We start from the raw sequence: 20,038 nt of genomic DNA on the forward strand, positions 1-20,038 counted from the left end.
GTGAGGGTGGGTGATGGATGCGGTCAGAGCGCCGGCCGCACGGTCGAACGCTGCGCGCCCAGGCCGTCGACTTCGACCTCGACCTCGTCGCCGGCGGCGAGGTACGGGAAGCGACCGGAGAGGCCGACCCCCTCGGGGGTGCCCGTGTTGATGAGGTCGCCCGGTTCGAGCACGGTGAACCGGCTGAGCCGGTAGACGATCTCGGCGACGTTGAAGATGAGGTCGCTGGTGTTCGAGTCCTGGCGCGATTCGCCGTTGACGCGCGAACGGATGCCGAGTCCGCTCCCGTCGCCGACCTCGGCGGCGGAGACCAGCCATGGGCCCAGCGGGTTGAAGGTCTCGAAGCTCTTGCCCTTGCTCCACTGGCCGAGGGAGCGCTGCAGCTGGTACTCGCGCTCGGACACATCGTTGGCGACCGCGAAGCCGGCGATGTGGTCGATGGCCTGCTCGGGGGAGTCGAGGTAGCGGGCGCGCTTGCCGATGACCACGGCGAGTTCGACCTCCCAGTCGGTGGTCGTGGACCCGGGCGGGAGCAGGATGTCGTCGTTCGGCCCGACGACGGTGTTGGGGTGCTTGTAGAAGACGACGATGTCGGTGGGCGGCTCGGAGCCGGACTCGCGGGCGTGCGCCGCGTAGTTCATGCCGATGCAGATGACGGATTGGGGGCGGGCGATGGGGGCGCCGATGCGGAGTCCGGCCGGGTCGAGCTCGGGGAGGTCCCCCGCGCCTGCGGCGGCCTCGGCCCGCGTCAGGCCGTCGTCGGAGAGGAAGGCGCCGTCGATGTCGGCGGTGAGGGGGCGCAGGTCCCACGTGGTGGTTCCGTCGGTGACGACGGGGATCTCCGCTCCCGGCTCGCCGAGTCGCATGAATCGCATCGAGGGTCCTTTCGCTCGCCTTCCGGCATCGAGACTATTACTATTTCCTATAGGAATTCAAACTTCGGACGCAAAGGAGCACCGGGATGCGCGTCGCGCTTCACTCCATCATCCGCGACGGCCACGAGGCTGCCTACGACGCCGCGCACTCCGCCATCCCGGACGACCTCGTCGCGTCATTCGAACGGCTCGGAATCCACGACTGGCAGATCTGGCGCAGCGGACGCGACCTGTTCCATGTGGTCGACTGCGACGACTTCGCCGCGGCGATGAGCGCGCTGGACGACGACCCCGCCAACCAGCGCTGGCAGGAGTCGATCAACCAGCACGTCGACCACTTCGCCACGTCTGGCCCCGGCGCCGAGGGGATGGTGCTGCCGCAGGTGTGGAGCCTGGCGGCCCAGCGCGTCGATGCCTGAGACGGTGCGTCTTCAGGCATCCACGAGCCGCAGACGATCGCGAAGGACCGCGAGCGCGCCGCGCCGGTCGCCAGTGGCCCCCGCCTCGTGCCCGGCGCCCGGCCACTCGCGCAGCGTCACCGGGGCGGCGTAGGCCTCCGCTGCCGCGCGGGCGGTCGCCGGCGGGCAGATGTCGTCGTCGAGGCCGTCGCTGATCCATCCCGGTGCCGACGCGTGCCGGGCGGACGTGACTCCGTCCACGTACGCCAGCGTCCACGCCACCGCATCGGACCGGTCGGGATGCTGCGCCAGGTACGCGCGCAGCTCCAGCCACGGCCCGTTGCGCGCCAGCCGGATGCCCTGCGGCGCGTCCGTGAGGAAGGGCGCCTGCGCCAGAACGGCGGAGAGCTCGGGTCGGAGGGCTCCGACGCCGAGGGCGATCCCGCCGCCCTGGCTGTTCCCGATCGCCGCGATCCGGTCGCCGTCCACCTCGTCCAGCGAGCGCAGCACGTCCACGGCGCGAGCCGCATCCACGAACACCCCACGGTAATAGGAGCGGTGCGGGTCCTCGATCCCGTCGAGCAGGTGCCCGGTGCTGCCGCCGCCCTGGCCGTGCGTGTTCATGACCAGCTGTGCGAAGCCCGCGACCGGCCACGTGAGGTCGTCGATCGGGTCGAGTCGTCCGGCGCCGTAGCCGTTGAAGTGCACGAGGCCCGGGAGCCGTCCCTCGCGGTGCCGCGGCAGCCGGAGCCATCCGCTCACCCGCCGTCCGTCCGCCCCCGCGTATGAGATGTCGAACACGTCGACCGCGGTGAGGCCCGTGTCCACCGGCTCCAACTGGACGGCGAGCGGATGCCGGGCGGCGTCGTCGAGAGCGCTCGCCCAATAGGCGTCGTAGTCGTCGGGGGTGGGGAGGGGGGCGGGCCCCAGGAGGGCGTCGGAGTCGGAGCCGGACATGCGGAGGGCCTTTCGGAGAGGGTGGGCCGGGAGGTGCTCCCGGCCCACCCGACGGATCAGCGGACGGAGTAGCGGAGGGCGTCGGCGCGCATCACCGCACCCGACTCCTTCACCGCCATGATGGTGTGCTTCCCGTTGCGGAGTCCCGAGACGCTGAACACCTTCTGCTGGGTGCGGCGGGTGTCGCTGTGGGTGTCGACCCGCTTCACCAGCTTGCCGTCCAGGTAGACGTCGACGATGCCCTGGTCGGGACCGGTCGGCGCGAGCCAGTCGGCCCCGGTGCCGGTGAACGTGTACGACACCGAAGCTCCGGTCGCCGTCGTGGCGTGGACGTCATCGAGGTAGTCGCCGCGGAAGCCCACGTTGAGGGTCGTCGCCCCGACGGGCAGCGTCGCGAGGTACGACGGCCGCAGCGTGACGGTCGACCCGGACACGGTGTAGTCGGAGCCCTTCTTCAGCGCCGTGCCGTTCGCCGTGATCCCGGTGAACTCGTCCGGGTCGCGCAGCACCGAGAAGGTCGCCGGCGCCGGCGCCTTCGTGTCGAACGACACGCTGGACGGGTCGATCAGGCTCGGCTGGATGACGTCGAGCCGGTCGAGCAGCATGAACTGCCCCGACTTCATCACCACCCGGAGCGTGTGCTTCCCGTCGGTGAGGTCGTTCGTCGTGAACACCGTCTGCTGCGCCGTGTGGGAGGCGCTCGGGATGTTGGCGCTGATCGTCTTCACGAACTGCCCGTCGATGTACACGTCCGCTTCGCCCTCGGAGGAGTCGAGCTCGGTGAGGTACGAGATCCCGGTGCCGGTGAAGGTGTACGAGAACGAGTCGCTGCCGGGATGCTCCGCATAGTGCACGTCGTCCTGGTAGTCGCCGAAGTTGCGCCCGTTGCTGTACCCCCACTGACCGGAGTAGGCGATGCCGGGGTCGGTGTCGTTGATGCTCGTGGTGCGGGTCGGCCCGGTCGACGTCGGCGGCGCCGGCGTGCCGGTGTCGGTGACGTTGACGGTCAGCGGCTGCGAGGTCGCGGCGACTTCGGCACCCCCGTTGCGCGTCCAGTCGCCGCCGTACGAGAAGCCCTGGGCGTCGTCGTTGACCGTGACCGTCGCGCCCTTGTCGGGCGTGACCTTGAGCAGCCGGACGCCGTGGATCGGCACATCCGTCGCCGTGAACGAGCCGTCAGCGCGGCCGATGTTCTTGCGCGCCCACAGGTCGCGGACCGTCGCCGACCCGGTCAGGCCGATGTCGGACCACTTCGCGGTGATGTCGGACTCGGCCCGGCCCAGGTTGAACAGCGCGACCGTGTAGCTGCCGTCCTTGTTCAACGCGTACCAGACCTGCTGCTTCGTCGTCGTCGAGACCGGACGTGCCGGGACGCCGGCCTGGTCGACGCCGACGACCTCCGGGTTGGTGAGCAGATCGACGCCCAGCTGGTCGAGCTTGGTGAGGTCGTTGCCGGTATACATCGGCGCGGCGGAGACCGCCCACAGCGTGGTGGCGGTGCGGCGCTCGTCCGGCGTCAGGCCGTCCATCTTCCCGTTGCCGACGTCGAGCGAGTCGAAGTCGTTCCACCCGCCCGGTCCGGCGTGACGCCACCAGTCAGCGGCGCGGGGGAAGAGCCGGGCGATGTTGTCCCACTGGGTGAGCGCTTCGTTGCCGCAGTAGCACTCGACGTCCCACTCGACACGCCAACCGTTCGCGTACTGCTTCCAGTAGTCGGCGTAGTTGATGTCGAGCGCCCAGGACAGCTCGAACCAGATGTTGTGCTTCTTGAGGGCCTTCGACCAGGCGGCGACGTCGTCACGCGCGTCCACCGAGCCGTCGCTGATGCCGGAGCCGGGGGTGACGCTGTCGAACTTGACGAAGTTCACGCCCCACGCGGCGAGCTGGTCTGCGATCGAGTCGATGTACTTCTGCGAGCACGGGTTCGAGAAGTCGATGGCGTAGCCGATCTTCCAGTAGTCCGCCTGCGTCAGCGGCTGCTTCGCGATGTCGTGCGTGGTGCATCCCGGTGCGCCGGCGATCGGGTACGCCTTGTTGTAGACGTCCGGTCCGATGCCGGGGATCAGGTAGACACCGAACTTCTGGTCGTTCGCGTGAACGTGGTCGATGACCTTCTTCAGCCCCTGCGGGTAGAGCGTCGCGCTGGGAGTCGGCCGGCCGTTGGCGTCGACGCCGTCGCTCCAGCCGGCGTCGACGTTGATGTAGTCGTAGCCGGCCTTCTGCAGCTTGGCGTGCATGGCATCCGACTGGGCGATGAGCTGGTCGGCGGTGATCCACTTCCCGTTGCCCGAGTAGACCTGCATGCTGTAGCTGCTCCACCCCATGTAGGGCGTGACGGCCCACGGGTCCACGGCGGGGGCAGCGGGCGGGATGGGGGTCGGCACACCGGGCGTCGTCGACGTCGGAGCGCCCGTCGGAGTCTCCTTCTTCGGACTCTCAGTGGATGTGGGGGTCGGTGTGCCCGTCGCGGTCGGCGACGCGGTGGGCGTCGGCGTCCCTGTCGGGGTCGTGGATGGTGTGGCTGTCGCCGTCGGTTCCGGCGTCGGCGTCGCGCCGGCAGGGGCGGCCGCGGCGGCCACGATCCCCAGGGCCGCGACCGTCACGACCAGAGCACGCAGGCTCCGTCGTGCACGCGTCATGCGTGTCATGCGTTCTTCCTCTCTGAAGAGCCCCGGGCGCGTCGGTGCGCGAGGGGTGTTCGGTGCGGTGGGCCGTCTGGGTCAGACCGGCGTCCGGTGGCTCACGCCAGCCGGACGAGGTCGAAGAGCATCGCCTGTTGCGGGTTGAGGGTGGGAAGGGGGACGCCGGCGGCGGCGAGGACCGAGCCGGGGAGCTCGACGCCGCCCGGTTCGAGGGCGGAGGTGATCCAGGAGGGATCGGCGCCCTGGTGCCGGCTGGCCGGACCGAACTCGTCGCGGACGCGCACCGTGTAGCGGGCATCGGGGTCGAGCCCGGGGAATCGGACCCGGCCGGACTGGCCGGGAGCCGAGGTCACGAGCCGCGCCCAGGTGTAGAGCGCTCGCGACCCGTCCTGGGCGACGATCCCGGTGAGCGCGGTCGCATCGTCCGAAAGATCGGCGTTGACGATTCGGCCGGAGTGGATCAGTCCCCGGAGCTCGCGATAGACCTCTGCCCAGCGGGCGATCCGGTCCAGCTCGTCGTCGTCCGCCTCCTGAAGGTCCCACTCGATGCCGGCGTGGGCGGTGAGGGCGACGATGAGCCGGAACGACAGGTCCGTCCGGCGGGATGTGGTGTGCGACCGCTCGGCGCCGAGGTGCGAGCCGATGAGCTCCGGCGGGAGGAGCATGCGCGTCCAGCGCTCGATCTGCAGGCGCTCGACGGGGTCGTTGCAGTCGGAGGCCCAGACGCGGTCGGTCCGTTCCAGGATGCCGAGATCGACCCGGCCGCCGCCTCCCGAGCACGTCTCGATCTCGAGGCGCGGGTGGCGGGCACGGAGGGTGTCGAGCATCCGGTAGAGCGCGAGCGTCTGCTCGTGGACGGCCGGCCGGTCGACACCGGGCGAACTGCTGACGGCTTCGGACAGATCGCGGTTGTGGTCCCACTTGATGTAGTCGACGGCGTACTCCTCGATGATCGCGCTGATCTGCTCGAGGACATGGGAGTACGCGTCGGGGCGGGTCAGGTCGAGCACGTACTGCGCGCGGGAGGTCGCGCCGAGCCCCTGGCGCGGGCCGAGCACCCAGTCGGGGTGCTCCCGCGCGAGGTCGGAGTCGAGGTTCACCATCTCGGGTTCGAACCAGATCCCGAACTGCATGCCGTGCGACCGGACCAGGTCGACGAGCGGCCCGAGGCCGTCCGGCCACACGGTACGGTCGACGAACCAGTCGCCGAGCCCGGCGTCGGCGGCACGGCGGCCGTGGAACCAGCCGTCGTCGAGGACGACGCGCTCGACGCCGACCCGGGCCGCGCGCTCCACCAGAGCGGTCAGGTGGGCGAGGTCGTGGTCGAAGTAGACGGCCTCCCACGAGTTCAGGGTGAGCGGACGCGGGGACCGTGGATGCGACGGCCGCGCGCGCAGCCGGCGGTGCAGCCGATCGGCCAGGCCGTCCAGGCCGTTCGCCGACCACACGAAGAGAGCTGTGGGAGCGGTGTACCGGTCGCCGTCGGCGAGCACGATCTCACCGGGCCGCAGACCCTCCCCGACGCCCAGCACCGACGAGAACGCACCGGCGCCCTCCGTCAGCCGCTCGACGACGTACTCGCCGTCGCCGCTCCACGCGAGATGCGTCGCCCAGGCCTCGCCGCGGCCGAAGCCGAGGTCCTCTGTGCCGGCGACGACCAGGAACGGCGCATCGTGGCCGGGCTTGCCCCTGCGTGCGCGGCGCACGTGGCTGCCGTAGAACAGCGGACCGCGCTGGGGCGCGCGCTCACGGCACCACTTGCCGGTGAAGTCGAGGATGTCCACCGCGCGCTCCGGGACGGGCAGCATCACACGCAGGGCGTCGAGGGTGTACGGGATGCCCGCGTCGCCCAGGGCGGCTTCCCGGACCAGGGTCGTGTCCACCGAGAGCACGCCGAATCGGTCGAGCACCAGGGTCATCGTCGTCCGCAGGGCGGTGATCTCGTCGACCAGCTCGATCTCGATCGTCCCGCCCTGGTCGTCGTCCGTCCGGTACCGGACGGCCACTGTCCGCGGGCGCGGGGTGGTGGCGGTTCCGGAGGCGTGACCCTCCTGCGCCGGTGTCCCGGCCCATCCCTCGAACTCCGTCGGCAGCAGGCTGAAGGTGCGCGGGACGTCGGGTGAGTTGTTGAGCAGAGCCGGTCCGGCGGTCGCCCGCAACGCCTCGGCGCCGGCGTCGTCGATGGGGCCGAGATCCGCGCCCCAGTGCAGCACGCGAGGCACTCGACCCGCCGCATCGATGACGAGTGACGTGCCTGCGGCTCGCAGGCTCAGAACGGCGCCGTAGCCGTCGAGCATGAAGGACTCCTCGGAGGTTTCCGGTTACTTGACAGTGTCAATTAACCATGCCTAGTGTGTCGAGTGCAACCCCGAGAAGGAAGACCGATGACGATCTCCACCGATACTCTCCAGCTCGCCTGGAGCCGTCCCGCCGACCAGTGGGAGGAGGCCATCCCGATCGGCGACGGCTCCCTCGGTGCGATGGTCTTCGGCGGGTCCGAGGGCCGCTACCAGGTCAACGACGCGACCGTGTGGTCCGGCACTCCGGAGACGGCAGCGGACGAGCTGCGTCGCGTGCTCGCCGGAGGCGCGGGGCCGGAGCGCCTCCACGAGGTGCGTGAGGCGCTCGCCGCAGGCGACCTCGATCGCGCGGAGGAACTGCTGCTCACCTTCGAGGGGCGCTACAGCCAGGAGTTCCTCCCTTTCGTGGACCTCACGGTCGGACTGCCGGGGGCAACGCCGGTCGACGGTGAACCCGCGCGCGTGCTCGATCTCGACCGAGGGATCGTCGAGGAGGCGCTGCAGGTCGGGGGAGCGAGCGTCGAGCGGGTGTCGCGCATTGCGTCGCGAACCCTCCTGGTCTCCCTCCGTTCCTCCGAGCCGCTCCCTGAGGTGCGCATCTCGCTTCGCACGCCGCTCCGCGAGCTCGCGCGCACCTCGGCGGACGGGATGCTGACGCTCGACCTCGCTGTTCCGATCGACGGAGCGCCCCTCCACGAACAGTCCGTCGTCCCTCCGTTGCGCTACGCGGAGCAGGACGACGCAGACTACGACGGCTTCGCCACCGCGACCCTCGCGGTGCGGAGCGACGGCACGACGGAGTCCGCCGATGGCGACCTCATCGTGCGTCATGCCCGTCGGCTGTCGATCGCCCTCTCGTCGTCGACCCGCGCTGAGTCGTGGTGGGCCGGCGCGGACGACGAGTGGCGGACCGTCTCCCGTGAGACGATCCGGGACCGCGCCGGTGCCCGTGCCCTCAGCGCCATCGCCGAGGACGCGGGCGTGCAGGACGACGTATCGCGTCGTCCTGCGCCGGCGCGGTTCGCGATCGGCGGGCGGCGCGAGGGCCGGTGGGATGTCGAGGCCGACATCCTGCGGGGCGGCGACGACGGGCTGCGGGCGACCGTTGCGGCCGAGTACGGACGCTACCTGCTCACGTCGTCGTCGCGTCCGGGCGGACCGGCGGCGAACCTCCAAGGGATCTGGAACGGCGAGCTCCGTCCGGCCTGGTCGTCGAACTACACGATCAACATCAACACCGAGATGAACTACTGGGCGGCCGGACCGCTCGGGGTGATCGACCGAGCCGAGCCCCTGATCTCGCTCGTCGAGCGTCTGGCCGCAAACGGTCGTGACGTCGCGCGCGAGCTCTACGGCTGCCGCGGCTGGGTCGCCCACCACAACAGCGACCTCTGGGGTTGGGCACTTCCCGTCGGCATGGGTCATGGCGCGCCGAGCTGGGCGATCTGGATGATGGGCGGCGTGTGGCTCACCCACTCGCTCTGGGATCACTACGAGTTCAGCGCGGACGACGCGCTGCTGCGCGAGCGGATCTGGCCGCTGCTGCGCGGCGCGGCGGAGTTCTGCCTCGACTGGCTCCAGGTCGGGCCGGACGGCCGCGCATACCTCGCTCCGTCGACCTCGCCGGAGAACTCCTACCGGGACGCCGACGGGAACCCGCGCTCCCTGGGCCTCACGGCGACGATGGACCTCGAACTCATCCGCTCCCTCTTCCAGCGCTGCCTGGACACGCTCGACGTGCTCGGCGAAGGCGACCCGCTCCGGCGGGAGCTGGAGGCGGCGCTCGCCGTCATCCCGGAGCCGCCGATCGGCAGCGACGGGAGGCTGCAGGAATGGTCCGAGGAGGTGGCCGATCACGAGCCCGGGCACCGGCACATGTCTCCGATGGTCGGCCTCTACCCGCTCGACCTCATCACGCCCGAGGGCACCCCGGAGCTCGCGGACGCGGCTCGCCGGTTCCTCGACGCGAGGGGGCCGGGTGCGATGGGGTGGTCCTGGGCGTGGAAGATCGCACTCCGTGCGCGACTCGGCGATGGCGATGCCGCTCACGAGCTCCTGCAGCAGGCTCTGACCCCCTACGACGGCGACGCCCGCCGGCACGGGCCGGTCGACGGCTCGGAGTGGGGCGGACTCCTCCCCAACCTGTTCAGCACGCATCCCCCGTTCCAGATCGACGGCAACCTCGGGTTCCCGGCGGGCATCGCCGAGCTGCTCCTGCAGAGTCACGGGGGAGTCATCCATCTGCTGCCCGCGCTGCCCGCCGCGTGGCCCGACGGGCGGGTCACGGGGCTCGGCGCCCGCGGGGCGCTCCGCGTCGACCTCGAGTGGGCGGGAGGACGGCTGACGACGGCCGTCATCCGCAACCCCCACGGCGCGCCGCGCACCGTCCGTCTCCGGCATGACGGCACCGACGTCGTCGTCCGGCTGGAGGCCGGAGGCGAGCATGTCCTGCAGGGCGAGCCCCGGCTCCCCGTCTCCACTCCGTAAGGTGGAAGCACCCCGACCGGAGAGAGCACCCCATGAACGACGAGCTGCGAGCGCGGACAGCGCTGCTCGGATCGTCATCGGAGGCGGCGACCCGGGTCTTCACCACCATCCTCACCCGCAGCCCCATCAGTCGGATCGACGTCGCCCGGCTCACCGGCCTGTCGCAGGCCGCGGTCACCAAGGCGGTGACGCCACTGCTGGCCGCCGGTCTCGTCGACGATTCGCTCGGGGTCACGCCCACCGGCTTGCCGGGCCGGCCCGCGAACCCGGTCGCGGTGGTCCCGGACTCCGTCATCGCGCTCGGGATCAAGGTGAACGTCGATGAGCTCATCGGCGTGGCGACCGATCTGACCACGCGGATCATCGCCTCCGATCGCGTGGAGCTGGCGTCGCACGATCCGGTCGCGGTGGTGGACGCCATCGTCCGGATGTGCGGCCGCCTGCAGGAGCCGCTCGGCGACCTCCGGTCGAGCGTCGCCTCCATCGGCGTCTCGGTGTCGGGCGACGTGGACACGGCGACCGGCGTCGTCCGCGACTCGGCCATCATGGGCTGGCACGGTGTGGAGCTCGCCGCCGCGCTGCGCGAGCACCTCGACGCCGAGATCGTGGTGGACAACGACGTGCGAGCGCTGACGATCGGCGAGCACTGGTTCGGCGTCGGGCTCGGTACGAGCTCGTTCGCCATCGTCACGATCGGCCGCGGCATCGGGAGCGGCCTGCACCTGAACGGCGAGGTCGTAGAGGGCGCCTACGGGGTCGCGGGCGAGATCGGCCACCTGCCGCTGACGTCGCCCGACCGCGTCTGCGCGTGCGGGCGCCGCGGCTGCGTCGAGGCGGTCGCCGCGACCAGCGCGATCGTCGCGGCGGTCTCCACGGCCCACGGCCGGCCCGTCACAGTCGAGGAGGCCGTCGCGCTGGCGCACGCGGGGGATCGGGCGGCCGTCGAAGCGTTCGGCGAGGCCGGTGCCGTCATCGGACTGGCGATCGCCAGCCTGGTCAACATGGTCGGACCGGAGCTCGTCATCATCGGCGGCGAGGGCGTCGTCGAGTTCGGGCTCTTCGAGGAGCGTCTTCGCGCTGCCTATGCCGAGCACGTGTTCGAGTCCGCCGGCCGCTGCCGCATCGTCGTGCGGCCGCACACCTTCGAGGACTGGGCGCGCGGTGCGGCCGCCTCGGCCATCCGCTCCCTCGTCCTCTGACGCGCCTCAGTCCGCGGTCTGCTGGGGCGAAACCGTGATGGATTCGCGGAGCGCGGCCACCGCAGCGCCGCGAGCCCAATCGGTGAAGGTGTGGCGGCGGACGACCAGGCGGCAGTTGGCCGCGGCGCCGAACGCGTGCGCAAGGAACTCCTCGCGGAACCGGCGCTCGTAGAGGTCGTAGTCCATGACGCCCTCGCCGGCGATCACCACCACTTCGGGCCCGAACAGGTTCACAGTGGCGGCCACCGCGGCGCCGATGGCCGTGCCCGCCCGCTCGAAGGCGTCGACGGCTGCGGGGTCGCCCTCGTGTGCGAGACGTATGACGTCCGCCAGGGTGAGGTCCGGCTCCCCTCTTTCCAGGCTCACCGCGTCGCGGATGGCCCGGGATGAGGCGACGGCCTCGACGCATCCGCGGCGGCCGCACACGCACAGGGCGTCGGACGATGCGAGCGGGAGGTGCCCGATCTCGCCCGCGACTCCGTGAGCGCCGACGACCACGTCGTCGTTCACGTAGATGCCGCATCCGATGCCCGCACCGATCGTGATGATGGCGAACGACTCCACGTCCCTGCCCGCTCCGAACCACTGCTCGGACTTCGCGAGGGCCCTCACGTCGTTCTCGACGGTGATCGGCAGCGGGATCTCGTCCGCCAGGCGGCTGCCCAGCGGGAAGTGAGTCCAGCCGAGCAGCGGGGAGTCGCGGACGAGCCCGGTCGTGCTGTCGATGTCGCCCGAGACCGAAACGCCGACGCCGGTGAGGTTCGCGGCCGTGTCGCCGAGCTGCGCGATGAGCGACGTCACCGACGTCACGATGGCGGCGACCGTGCTCTCCGGGTCGTGGCTCTTGAGCCGGCGACGGGTGGAGCCGAGCACCTCGTTGCCCAGGCTGACGGTCACGGCGAAGATCTCGTCCGCGTTCACCTTGACCCCGATCGCGATCATCGACCGCGAGACGACGCTGAGGGGACGGACGGGGCGGCCGGGGAAGGAGTGCTCGGCGTGCTCGCCCACGGTCACGTAGCCGCCCTCGATGAGCGGATTGACCGTCTTCGTCACCTTGGCCTGCGACAGGCCGGTGAGACGGCCGATGTCGAGCCGGCTGACCGGTCCGTGCGTGATGATGCGCGTGAAGATCTCGGCCGACCGGGGAGTCCCCAGTTCCGGCCGCCGACGGGTGCCCACGTCATCGAGTGGCATGTCGAGAGAGTACCCCATCGTGTCGCTTTCTTTCTTTCGTGTTCGAATGCGCAGCGTCCACGATTCGCGCGAACACGGGAGGATCGAAGGTTCGCGCGGCGGAGTGCGCCTGCTGTCAGGATAGATTATTGACAACGGTAAGGAAATAGGTTTTGCTGTATCCAGTCCGGGCGGACCGAGCGTCCATCCGGCTCGATCTGTTCAGGAGTCTTCGATGACGAAGCGGCAACACCGTTGGCACGCGGCGGTGCGCGGATGACCAGCGCCCCGCCCATGACGACCACCACCACCCGGCAACCGGCTCGGACCACTCCGCCGCCGAAAGCCCGCGTGACGACCCGGCGCAGGACCCTCGGTCAGCGCTGGCGCATCGCGCTCCGACGGCACTGGCAGCTGTACCTGCTGACGGTGCTGCCCCTCGCCTACTTCGCGATCTTCAAGTACGTGCCGATCTCCAACGCGATCATCGCGTTCAAGGACTACAGCCCGGTGCTGGGCGTGTGGGGGAGCCCCTGGAACGACTTCGCGAACTTCCAGGCGATGCTGCAGAACCCGCAGTTCCCCACCCTGGTCTCGAACACCCTGATCCTCTCCGGGTACGCGGTGCTGGCGAGCTTCCCCATCCCGATCATCCTGGCGCTCGCACTCAACGAGGTGCGTCACCGGTGGTTCCAGAAGACCGTGCAGATGGTCACGTACGCCCCGTACTTCATCTCCACGGTGGTCGTCGTGTCGATGCTCATCCTGATCATGGCCCCGCGACTGGGCGTCATCAGCCAGGTCTTCGGGTTCTTCGGCGTGCCGTCGCCCGACCTCCTGGGCAACCCCGACTACTTCCGCAACATCTACGTCTGGTCGGACGTGTGGCAGACCGCCGGCTACTCCGCCGTCATCTACATGGCGGCGCTGTCCGGCATCGACCCGTCGCTTTACGAGGCCGCGCGGATGGACGGCGCCTCCCGCCTGCGGAAGATCTGGCACGTCGACATCCCCGGGATCATGCCGACGGCCATGATCGTGCTCATCCTGAGCGTCGGGAACATCATGGCGATCGGCTTCGAGAAGGTCTACCTGCTGCAGAACCCGCTCAACCTGGGGCAGTCGGAGATCATCGCCACCTACGTCTACAAGCTGGGCATCCTCAACGCCGACTTCGGGACGGCGACCGCCGTCGGCCTCTTCAATTCCGTCGTGAACCTCGTGCTCCTGCTGGTCGTCAACTGGGTGGCACGCCGAGTGAGTGGGAGCGGACTGTGGTGACCATCGATCTTCCGGCCGAGCGCGCGCGGCAGAAGGCGCGTGCGAAGCGCATCAAGAAGCCCCGCCGCATCAAGGAGTCGCCGGGCGACCGCGCGCTGCTCGTCGTCATCTACCTCGGGCTCACGCTGGCGGTCCTCGTCGTCCTCCTGCCCCTGCTGTTCATCCTCGCCAGCTCGTTCTCCTCGCCGCATGCGGTGACGGCGGGCCAGGTCTTCCTCTGGCCGGTGGACTTCACGCTCAAGGGGTACCAGACGGTCCTGGCGGACCCGCAGGTGCTGATGGGCTACGCCAACTCGCTGTTCTACATGGTCGCGGGCACCCTGATCAGCACCACCCTCACGGTCTGCATCGCGTGGCCGCTGTCGCGCCCGTCGTTCATGGGCCGCAACGTGATCATGTCGCTGCTGCTGTTCACCATGCTCTTCAGCGGCGGACTGATCCCGACCTACATGGTCGTGCAGAACCTCGGCCTCCTCGACACGCGCTGGGCGCTCCTGCTGCCGCAGGCTGTCGCGGTGTGGCAGGTCATCATCGCGCGGACGTTCTTCCGCTCGGCGATCCCCGAAGAGCTGGTCGAGGCCGCGTCCCTCGACGGTGCGAGCGACTTCCGGTTCCTGCGGACCGTCGTGCTCCCGCTCTCGAAGCCGCTGATCGCCGTCATCGCGCTCATGTACGCGATCGGCCAGTGGAACGGCTACTTCGACGCGCTCCTCTACCTGAAGAGCTCCGACCTGTTCCCGCTCCAACTCGTCCTGCGCAACATCCTGGTCCTCAACGCGACCAACGGAGGCGTGAGCGACCTGGCGGCTCAGGCGCAGAACCAGGAGCTCGTGAACCTCCTCAAGTACGCGCTCATCGTGATCACGAGCGTCCCGGTGCTGATCATCTATCCGTTCGTCGCCCGGTACTTCAACAAAGGCGTGCTCATCGGCTCGGTCAAAGGCTGAGCCGGCCGATCGAGCATCATCTCCCACCACACACGGCACCATCCACATCACTGACACACCCGAAGTTCCAAAGGAGGAACGCACCATGTTCTCGAAGACTGATCGACGACCCCGCCGGGTCCGGTCGCGGGCGCTCGTCGCCGCGGTGGGCGGCACCGCCGCGCTGCTGGCCCTCTCCGCCTGCACCCCCGCGAGCGGGTCGGGTGCCGACGACAAGATCGGCGGGACGGCGCACCTGAGCGTCTTCGCCCAGCAGGGCACCGGACAGGACCTGGCCACCAACGCCTTCACCAAGGAGGTGGAGAAGAAGTTCAACATCAAGTTCTCCTGGCAGACCACGACGCAGGATTCGTCGGTGGCGCCGGAGAAGCGTCAGATCCTGATGGCGAGCGGCGACTACCCCGACGCGTTCCTCCTCATCCCCTGGGTGGACCAGTTCAATCAGGTCGACGTCGAGAAGCTGGCGAAGCAGGGCGTCGCGCTGCCGCTCAACGACCTCATCAAGCAGTACGCCCCCGACATCCAGAAGGCGCTCGACAGCAACCCGGACTACAAGGCGATGGCGACCTCGCCCGACGGCAAGATCTACGGCCTGCCGCAGCTCGCCGAGACGCTGCACATCCAGTACCCGTCGAAGCTCTGGATGAACACGGAGTGGCTGAAGAAGCTCGGCCTCCAGATGCCGAAGACCACCGACGAGATGACGAAGGTGCTCGAGGCGTTCAAGAACGACGACCCGAACGGCAACGGTCAGAAGGACGAGATCCCGCTCAGCGGCGACTCGCACGACACCCTGATCCCGTTCTTCATGAACGCGTTCATCTACGACCCGCAGAACCCGGACAAGGGCATCCAGTCGACGACGGTCCTCAACAAGGGCAAGGTCGACATCCAGGCGAACAAGGACGGCTGGCGCGAGGGCCTGAAGTACATCAAGTCGCTGTGGGATGCGGGTCTGATCGACAAGGGCGCGTTCACGCAGAACCCCGCGGCGCTCGCCCAGGAGGGCAACAACGAGGGTCCCGTGCTGCTCGGAAGTGCGAGCGGGCTGCACCCGTACATCTTCGTCAGCCCCGGCGCGAAGGATGGCCGCGACAAGCAGTACGACGCCGTCCCGCCGCTCACCGGTCCGGACGGAGCGGACTACGCCACGTACGCCTTCGGCAGCACGCCGGGCGCGACGTTCATGCTCACGAACAAGGCGTCGAAGAACGACCAGGTGGCCGCGATCAAGCTGGTGAACTACCTGTTCACCGAGAAGGGCCAGCTCGACGGCAACTTCGGCCCGGAGGGCAAGGGCTGGGATAAGGCGCCCGCGGGCTCCGAGGCGCTCAACCCGGACGTGAAGGCGCAGTTCGTCAACCTGCAGCTGCCTCAGGATGAGGCGAACGCCGTGCAGTGGGGTGCGCTGTCCACCTATAACCAGAACGCTGCGTTCCGTGAGTCGCAGGCCGTGCCGACGGACATCTACGACACGTCCGGGTACGAGCGCCGCCTGTTCGAGGCGACGCAGCTCTACCAGGGCCACGAGGACAAGAGCCAGATCTACCCGAGCTGGAAGGTGTGGCCGGATCCCGCGAAGGCGACCCAGGTCGCAACGCAGCAGACGAACATCGACAACTACGTGACCCAGAACGCCCTGGCCTTCATCACGGGTTCGAAGAGCCTCGACAGCGACTGGGACTCCTACGTGAAGGGCTTCGACGGGCTCGGGCTGAAGGACTACCTCAGCACGCTGCAGAAGGCGTACGACGCGTCGAAGAAGTAGTGCCGCGGACGCCGGCGGGGATGTCCCCGCCGGCGTCCGTCACACGCCGAGCAGGCGTTCCGTCTCGTCCCACAGCCGCCGCTGCCACTCCGGGTCGCCACCCGGGTGCGCCGGCGTCAACGGCTTCGCACTCCGCACCGAGTAGTACCCGCCGTTCCTGCCCGCGAACGCGGGATCGGTGGCCAGCCGCACGATCAATCCAGCGCCTCTGGCGGGGTCGCCGATGCGCAGCAGGCGCAACGCGCGCTCGAGCGGTGCGGCGAAGCGCAGCTCCCGTCCCAGACCGGTCACGTTGAACCCCGGGTCCAGGCAGTTCGCGGTGACGCCGGTGTCCTCGATCCGCCGGGCGAGCTCCCGTGTGAACATGATGTCGAGGAGCTTCGTCTTTCCGTAGACGACGGAGGATCCCCGCGCGGTGAACGGAGTCGTGTCGGTCAGATCCTCGGGCAGCGCGAGCGTGCCGTGCCGACGGGAGGCTTCGGAGGCGACGTTCACGATCCGCGCTCCCGGCGTCCGCGTGAGCACGGGGAGCAGCTCCCGCGTGAGCAGCCACGGCGCGAGGTAGTTCACGGCGACCATCTCGGGGAAGCCATCGGCGGTCACGCGCTGCTCGAACGCGTGGATGCCGGCGTTGTTCACGAGGACGTCGACCTGCTCGTAGGCGGCGGCGATCTCCCGTCCGACCCGGCGGACGTCGTCCATGCGGGTGAGGTCGGCCGAGAACACGCGGACCTCCGCGCCTGGGTGGACCTCTTCGATCGCGGCGCGCGTGGCATCGGCGCGGCGGGCATCCCGAGCGGTGATCGCCAGTCGGGCGCCCTGGCGGGCCAGCTCGATGGCGGCGAGCCGCCCGAGGCCGCTGGTGGCGCCGGTGATGACGATGGTCGGTGGATGCGCGGACGAGCCGGATAAAGTGGGCATTTCCACACCATAGAGAATTGATGGGGAAATGTCCACTAATTCACGGGCGGATGCGGACCGCCGGGCAGCCGAACTCGCCCTCGGCGTCGAGCTGAACGCCCTGCTCAGCGCATCCCGTGCCCTCACCGAGCGCAGCGCCGCCGTCTTCCACCCGGGCGTCCAGCCGGCCGCCTTCCATGTGGCCCGCTGGCTGTATGCCTACGGCCCGGCGAACCCGAGCGCCGTGGCCGACGCGGTCGCGATGGACCGCAGCTCCACCAGCGCCCTCATCCGCCAGCTGAAGGCGGCCGGCCTCGTCGAGAGCACCCCCGACCCGACCGACGGCCGGGCCGTGCGGGTATCGCTGACGCCCGCCGGCGCCGAGCGGGTGCGCGAGGCGCTCGACCTGCGCGGAACCGCCTTCTTCGAGCGCACCGCGGACTGGTCGGTCGCGGACCTCCGCACGCTCGCGCGCCTCCTGCACGAGCTGACGGGGCCGCGCGACGACGGGAGCGCATCCTCTCCGACGGAATAGCACGCCCCGCCCCACGGTTTCGCCGAGTGTGACGATCACCGGGATGCGCGCCCCCGCCACACTGGACGAGCTGCTCTCCACGCTCGAGTGGCACGTGGATGCGTCGCGCCGCGAAGCGTTCGACCGCGGGATCCGGATCCGGTTGGAGGGCCCGACCTTCGTCTACGTCGTCGACGGATCCGTGCGTGTGCGCTCCACCGGACCGCAGCCGATCTCGTTCGCCTACGGCGCGGGCGACGTGGTCTTCCTGCCCGGTCGGCATGACTCCGAGCTGAGCGCCGACGGCCCCGGCGAGGTCGTCGTCACCGCACTCCGGCCGACGGCCGGATTCCACGCCCTCGACCTGCTGCCCGACCATCTCGGCGTCCATCGGCTCGCCGACCTCGACCCCGGTGTCGCGCTGCTCGCCTCCCGGATGGGCTGCCAGACCGCGGTCCGTCGCGCCGGCGACCGCGTGATCTGCGGCCGGATGGCGACCACGATCATCTCCGTCGCGATCCGCGCCTGGGCCGAGGGCGATTGCGCGCCCGACAACTGGCCCGTCGCCGTCGAAGACCCCTTCCTCAGCCGTGTGCTCGACGCCATGCACACGAACCCGGGGCACCCGTGGACGCTGCGCGACCTCGCGGCCGTCGGCGCGATGTCGCGGACCACGTTCGCCGAGCGCTTCCGGGAGCAGGTCGGTCAGTCGCCGGCGAGCTACCTCGCGCAGGTGCGGATGGAGGCGGCCATGACCTACCTCTCGCAGGACGGCCTCACCGTGAGCGAGACCGCCCGCCTCCTCGGCTACGAGTCGGATGCGGGCTTCAGCCGCGCGTTCCGCCGCCACACCGGGGCGGTCCCGTCCGTGTGGCGGCAGCGCGCGAGCTGAACGCGGCGGATGGCGGTGGATGGGCCGCCGCGCTAGTGTCGCCTCATGCAGACGCCCCGCTCGAGTGCACCTCGGCGCCTCCCCGTTCCGCTCGTCGTCCTCCTCCTCGTCGGCGCTCTCGCGACGGTCGTGGGCGAAGGGTGGTTCCTGACCGCGAAGGCCGCGGTCGCGAACAGTGCGCAACGGTCGAATTCCCTGCCGACTCTCCCGGTGCACGTCTACGCGCAGTACACCCAGCACCTGCCCGCGATCGACACCTCCGGCCTCTGGACCGGCCTGCTGATCGCCGGGCTGGGCATCGCAGTGCTCCTGGCGGCCGCGGTCGTCGCGATCAGGCGGTCATCCGTCCGCTGATCGGGCGTGGGCCGAGTGGATGCGGCCGGCATCCCCTCGACTCGCTCAGCGCAGAGCCGCGCTGCGTCGCCCGGCGCTGCCGAACAGCACGACCCCGACCGCGACGACGGCCACGGCGACGAAGTAGGTGAACCGCACGTCGACCGTGTCGACGAGGAGGCCTCCCACGCCTGCGCCGAGCGTGATCGCCAGCTGGAACCCGGCGACGACCAGGCCGCCGGCCGCCTCCAGCCGATCCGGGATGTAGCGGCCGGCCCACGTGTTGATGACCGCGGGCCAGGCGCCGAAGCCGAAGCCCCAGACCACGACGGCCGCCGCCACGACGATGACCGACCCCTGTCCGACGATCGCGAGCAGGATGGCGCCGGCGATCAGCGACGGCTGCAGGTAGCGCAGCAGCGCCAGGTGCCGATCGGCGAGTGCCCCGACGACCAGGTTGCCGATCACTCCGCCGACGCCGAAGGCCACGAGCAGCGCGGCCGCGAACGCCGTGTCCAGCCCGGGCACCTGGTCGAGGGCGAGCCGGATGAACGTGTACGCCATGAAGTGGCCGAGGACGATCAGGATGTGACCGGCCAGTCCCTGGCGCACTCCCGGCCGCCGCAGCGTGTCGCCGAGGATGCGCAGGCTCGACGCCTCGGCCGGGGCGACCGGGGGCAGCGCGAGACGCAGCGCGACCGCGACCAGAGCGGTGAGGATCGCCGCTCCGACGAAGACGCCACGCCAATCCACGAGGGCGGTGAGGTACACGCCGACCGGGACGCCGGCGACGACCGCGAGCGTCATTCCGGCGCTCACCGTGGTCAGCGCGCGGCCGAGCCGGTCGGGGGTCGCGAGCGATGCGGCTACGGTCAGCGACATCGACCAGAAGCCGCTGATCGCGACGCCGATGAGCAGTCGCGCGATCAGAAGGACCCACAGCGACGGTGCGAGCGCAACGGCGAGATTGGAGACGGCCGCGAGTGCCGCGACCAGCACGAGCAGCGTCCGGCGGTCCATCCGCGGGATCAGGATGCCGATGGTCGGCGCGGCGAGGAACCCGACGAACGCGGTCACGGTGACCGTCTGTCCGGCCTGCCCCGGCGTGACGCCGAGCTCTGCGGCCATCGCGGTCAGCACACCGGACGGCAGGAACTCGGCGGTCACCAGCACGAAGCTGGTCAGGAACATGACGATGAGGCCGGCCCAACGCGTGTGCGTGAGCGGCTGGGCGGCGGGGGAGGTGGCCCGGATGGGCGAAGTGTCTGTCGTCACCCTTCGACTCTGCCGGATCGCAGCCGTTGGCACCTGACTCTGCGTCCGGCGTCGGGCGACCGACCGTCCAATCGATCCGGCCCGCCGCACGCTG

At 70.0% G+C, this 20,038-nt stretch carries 16 protein-coding genes; 9 read left to right on the plus strand and 7 right to left on the minus strand.

Features of this window, described 5'->3' with window-relative positions; genetic code table 11:
* Nucleotides 1-23: 23 nt before the first annotated feature.
* Nucleotides 24-875, minus strand: coding sequence for a fumarylacetoacetate hydrolase family protein (locus tag AXZ95_RS03930; protein WP_026307042.1), 852 nt, complete (start codon nt 873-875; stop codon nt 24-26).
* Between the two features lie 86 nt (nt 876-961).
* Between AXZ95_RS03930 and AXZ95_RS03935 the strand changes: the two genes are divergently transcribed.
* On the plus strand, nt 962-1,294 hold the full coding sequence (locus AXZ95_RS03935) for an L-rhamnose mutarotase (protein WP_018189709.1): 333 nt from the start codon (nt 962-964) through the stop codon (nt 1,292-1,294).
* 12 nt (nt 1,295-1,306) lie between these two features.
* Here the strand turns inward: AXZ95_RS03935 and AXZ95_RS03940 are convergent, their stop codons facing one another.
* The 3 genes from AXZ95_RS03940 to AXZ95_RS03950 all read right to left on the minus strand — a co-directional run bounded on the left by AXZ95_RS03940 (nt 1,307) and on the right by AXZ95_RS03950 (nt 7,169).
* A complete protein-coding gene (locus AXZ95_RS03940) occupies nt 1,307-2,230 on the minus strand; it encodes an acetylxylan esterase (RefSeq protein ID WP_018189710.1) in 924 nt (307 codons plus the stop codon).
* Between the two features lie 56 nt (nt 2,231-2,286).
* Nucleotides 2,287-4,878 carry a X2-like carbohydrate binding domain-containing protein gene (locus tag AXZ95_RS03945; RefSeq protein ID WP_018189711.1) on the minus strand — a complete coding sequence of 864 codons (2,592 nt, stop codon included), beginning with the start codon at nt 4,876-4,878 and terminating at the stop codon, nt 2,287-2,289.
* Nucleotides 4,879-4,970: 92 nt separating this feature from the next.
* Nucleotides 4,971-7,169 (minus strand): alpha-galactosidase, encoded by a 2,199-nt coding sequence (locus tag AXZ95_RS03950; protein WP_018189712.1) that lies wholly within the window; start codon nt 7,167-7,169, stop codon nt 4,971-4,973.
* An 87-nt stretch (nt 7,170-7,256) separates the two neighbouring features.
* On the opposite strand from AXZ95_RS03950, the gene AXZ95_RS03955 reads away from it, so the two are divergent.
* Both AXZ95_RS03955 and AXZ95_RS03960 read left to right on the plus strand, forming a co-directional pair.
* The gene (locus tag AXZ95_RS03955) at nt 7,257-9,659 is read left to right on the plus strand and encodes a glycoside hydrolase N-terminal domain-containing protein (protein WP_018189713.1); all 2,403 of its coding nucleotides are present in this window, start codon (nt 7,257-7,259) and stop codon (nt 9,657-9,659) included.
* 32 nt (nt 9,660-9,691) lie between these two features.
* On the plus strand, nt 9,692-10,858 hold the full coding sequence (locus AXZ95_RS03960; protein ID WP_018189714.1) for an ROK family protein: 1,167 nt from the start codon (nt 9,692-9,694) through the stop codon (nt 10,856-10,858).
* Between the two features lie 6 nt (nt 10,859-10,864).
* Here the strand turns inward: AXZ95_RS03960 and AXZ95_RS03965 are convergent, their stop codons facing one another.
* Nucleotides 10,865-12,055: an ROK family protein gene (locus tag AXZ95_RS03965; protein ID WP_231371103.1), complete on the minus strand. Its 1,191-nt coding sequence runs from the start codon at nt 12,053-12,055 to the stop codon at nt 10,865-10,867.
* Nucleotides 12,056-12,328: 273 nt separating this feature from the next.
* On the opposite strand from AXZ95_RS03965, the gene AXZ95_RS03970 reads away from it, so the two are divergent.
* From AXZ95_RS03970 to AXZ95_RS03980, 3 genes are all read left to right on the plus strand, one after another.
* Nucleotides 12,329-13,315, plus strand: a complete 987-nt coding sequence (locus AXZ95_RS03970; protein WP_231371102.1) for an ABC transporter permease subunit — start codon at nt 12,329-12,331, stop codon at nt 13,313-13,315.
* The gene (locus AXZ95_RS03975; RefSeq protein ID WP_018189717.1) at nt 13,309-14,262 is read left to right on the plus strand and encodes a carbohydrate ABC transporter permease; all 954 of its coding nucleotides are present in this window, start codon (nt 13,309-13,311) and stop codon (nt 14,260-14,262) included. The genes AXZ95_RS03970 and AXZ95_RS03975 overlap by 7 nt, the downstream gene beginning before the upstream one ends.
* 85 nt (nt 14,263-14,347) lie before the next feature.
* Nucleotides 14,348-16,030, plus strand: a complete 1,683-nt coding sequence (locus AXZ95_RS03980; protein WP_018189718.1) for an extracellular solute-binding protein — start codon at nt 14,348-14,350, stop codon at nt 16,028-16,030.
* Nucleotides 16,031-16,069: 39 nt separating this feature from the next.
* Here AXZ95_RS03980 and AXZ95_RS03985 read toward each other — a convergent pair whose 3' ends face one another.
* The gene (locus AXZ95_RS03985; RefSeq protein WP_018189719.1) at nt 16,070-16,951 is read right to left on the minus strand and encodes an SDR family NAD(P)-dependent oxidoreductase; all 882 of its coding nucleotides are present in this window, start codon (nt 16,949-16,951) and stop codon (nt 16,070-16,072) included.
* 28 nt (nt 16,952-16,979) lie between these two features.
* On the opposite strand from AXZ95_RS03985, the gene AXZ95_RS03990 reads away from it, so the two are divergent.
* From AXZ95_RS03990 to AXZ95_RS04000, 3 genes are read left to right on the plus strand one after another with little or no spacing between them, the layout of a single operon-like run.
* The gene (locus tag AXZ95_RS03990; RefSeq protein WP_018189720.1) at nt 16,980-17,465 is read left to right on the plus strand and encodes a MarR family transcriptional regulator; all 486 of its coding nucleotides are present in this window, start codon (nt 16,980-16,982) and stop codon (nt 17,463-17,465) included.
* A gap of 43 nt (nt 17,466-17,508) precedes the next feature.
* Nucleotides 17,509-18,336 (plus strand): AraC family transcriptional regulator, encoded by an 828-nt coding sequence (locus AXZ95_RS19695; RefSeq protein ID WP_018189721.1) that lies wholly within the window; start codon nt 17,509-17,511, stop codon nt 18,334-18,336.
* Between the two features lie 45 nt (nt 18,337-18,381).
* Nucleotides 18,382-18,690, plus strand: coding sequence for a hypothetical protein (locus tag AXZ95_RS04000; RefSeq protein WP_018189722.1), 309 nt, complete (start codon nt 18,382-18,384; stop codon nt 18,688-18,690).
* A 45-nt stretch (nt 18,691-18,735) separates the two neighbouring features.
* Here AXZ95_RS04000 and AXZ95_RS04005 read toward each other — a convergent pair whose 3' ends face one another.
* Nucleotides 18,736-19,944, minus strand: a complete 1,209-nt coding sequence (locus AXZ95_RS04005) for an MFS transporter (RefSeq protein WP_018189723.1) — start codon at nt 19,942-19,944, stop codon at nt 18,736-18,738.
* Between the last annotated feature and the right edge of the window lie 94 nt (nt 19,945-20,038).

The sequence above is a fragment of the Leifsonia sp. 115AMFTsu3.1 genome, assembly GCF_004362795.1.
Taxonomy (GTDB): Bacteria; Actinomycetota; Actinomycetes; order Actinomycetales; family Microbacteriaceae; genus Leifsonia.

Excerpts from the sequence above, each read along its gene's own strand:
- AXZ95_RS04000 (WP_018189722.1), top strand. The coding sequence starts at position 18,382 with ATGCAGACGCCCCGCTCGAGTGCACCTCGGCGCCTCCCCGTTCCGCTC.
- AXZ95_RS03945 (WP_018189711.1), bottom strand. The coding sequence starts at position 4,878 with ATGACACGCATGACGCGTGCACGACGGAGCCTGCGTGCTCTGGTCGTG.
- AXZ95_RS19695 (WP_018189721.1), top strand. The coding sequence starts at position 17,509 with ATGCGCGCCCCCGCCACACTGGACGAGCTGCTCTCCACGCTCGAGTGG.
- AXZ95_RS03990 (WP_018189720.1), top strand. The coding sequence starts at position 16,980 with ATGTCCACTAATTCACGGGCGGATGCGGACCGCCGGGCAGCCGAACTC.
- AXZ95_RS03980 (WP_018189718.1), top strand. The coding sequence starts at position 14,348 with ATGTTCTCGAAGACTGATCGACGACCCCGCCGGGTCCGGTCGCGGGCG.
- AXZ95_RS03965 (WP_231371103.1), bottom strand. The coding sequence starts at position 12,055 with ATGCCACTCGATGACGTGGGCACCCGTCGGCGGCCGGAACTGGGGACT.
- AXZ95_RS03935 (WP_018189709.1), top strand. The coding sequence starts at position 962 with ATGCGCGTCGCGCTTCACTCCATCATCCGCGACGGCCACGAGGCTGCC.
- AXZ95_RS03940 (WP_018189710.1), bottom strand. The coding sequence starts at position 2,230 with ATGTCCGGCTCCGACTCCGACGCCCTCCTGGGGCCCGCCCCCCTCCCC.
- AXZ95_RS03955 (WP_018189713.1), top strand. The coding sequence starts at position 7,257 with ATGACGATCTCCACCGATACTCTCCAGCTCGCCTGGAGCCGTCCCGCC.
- AXZ95_RS03950 (WP_018189712.1), bottom strand. The coding sequence starts at position 7,169 with ATGCTCGACGGCTACGGCGCCGTTCTGAGCCTGCGAGCCGCAGGCACG.
- AXZ95_RS03985 (WP_018189719.1), bottom strand. The coding sequence starts at position 16,951 with ATGCCCACTTTATCCGGCTCGTCCGCGCATCCACCGACCATCGTCATC.
- AXZ95_RS03970 (WP_231371102.1), top strand. The coding sequence starts at position 12,329 with ATGACGACCACCACCACCCGGCAACCGGCTCGGACCACTCCGCCGCCG.
- AXZ95_RS03960 (WP_018189714.1), top strand. The coding sequence starts at position 9,692 with ATGAACGACGAGCTGCGAGCGCGGACAGCGCTGCTCGGATCGTCATCG.
- AXZ95_RS03930 (WP_026307042.1), bottom strand. The coding sequence starts at position 875 with ATGCGATTCATGCGACTCGGCGAGCCGGGAGCGGAGATCCCCGTCGTC.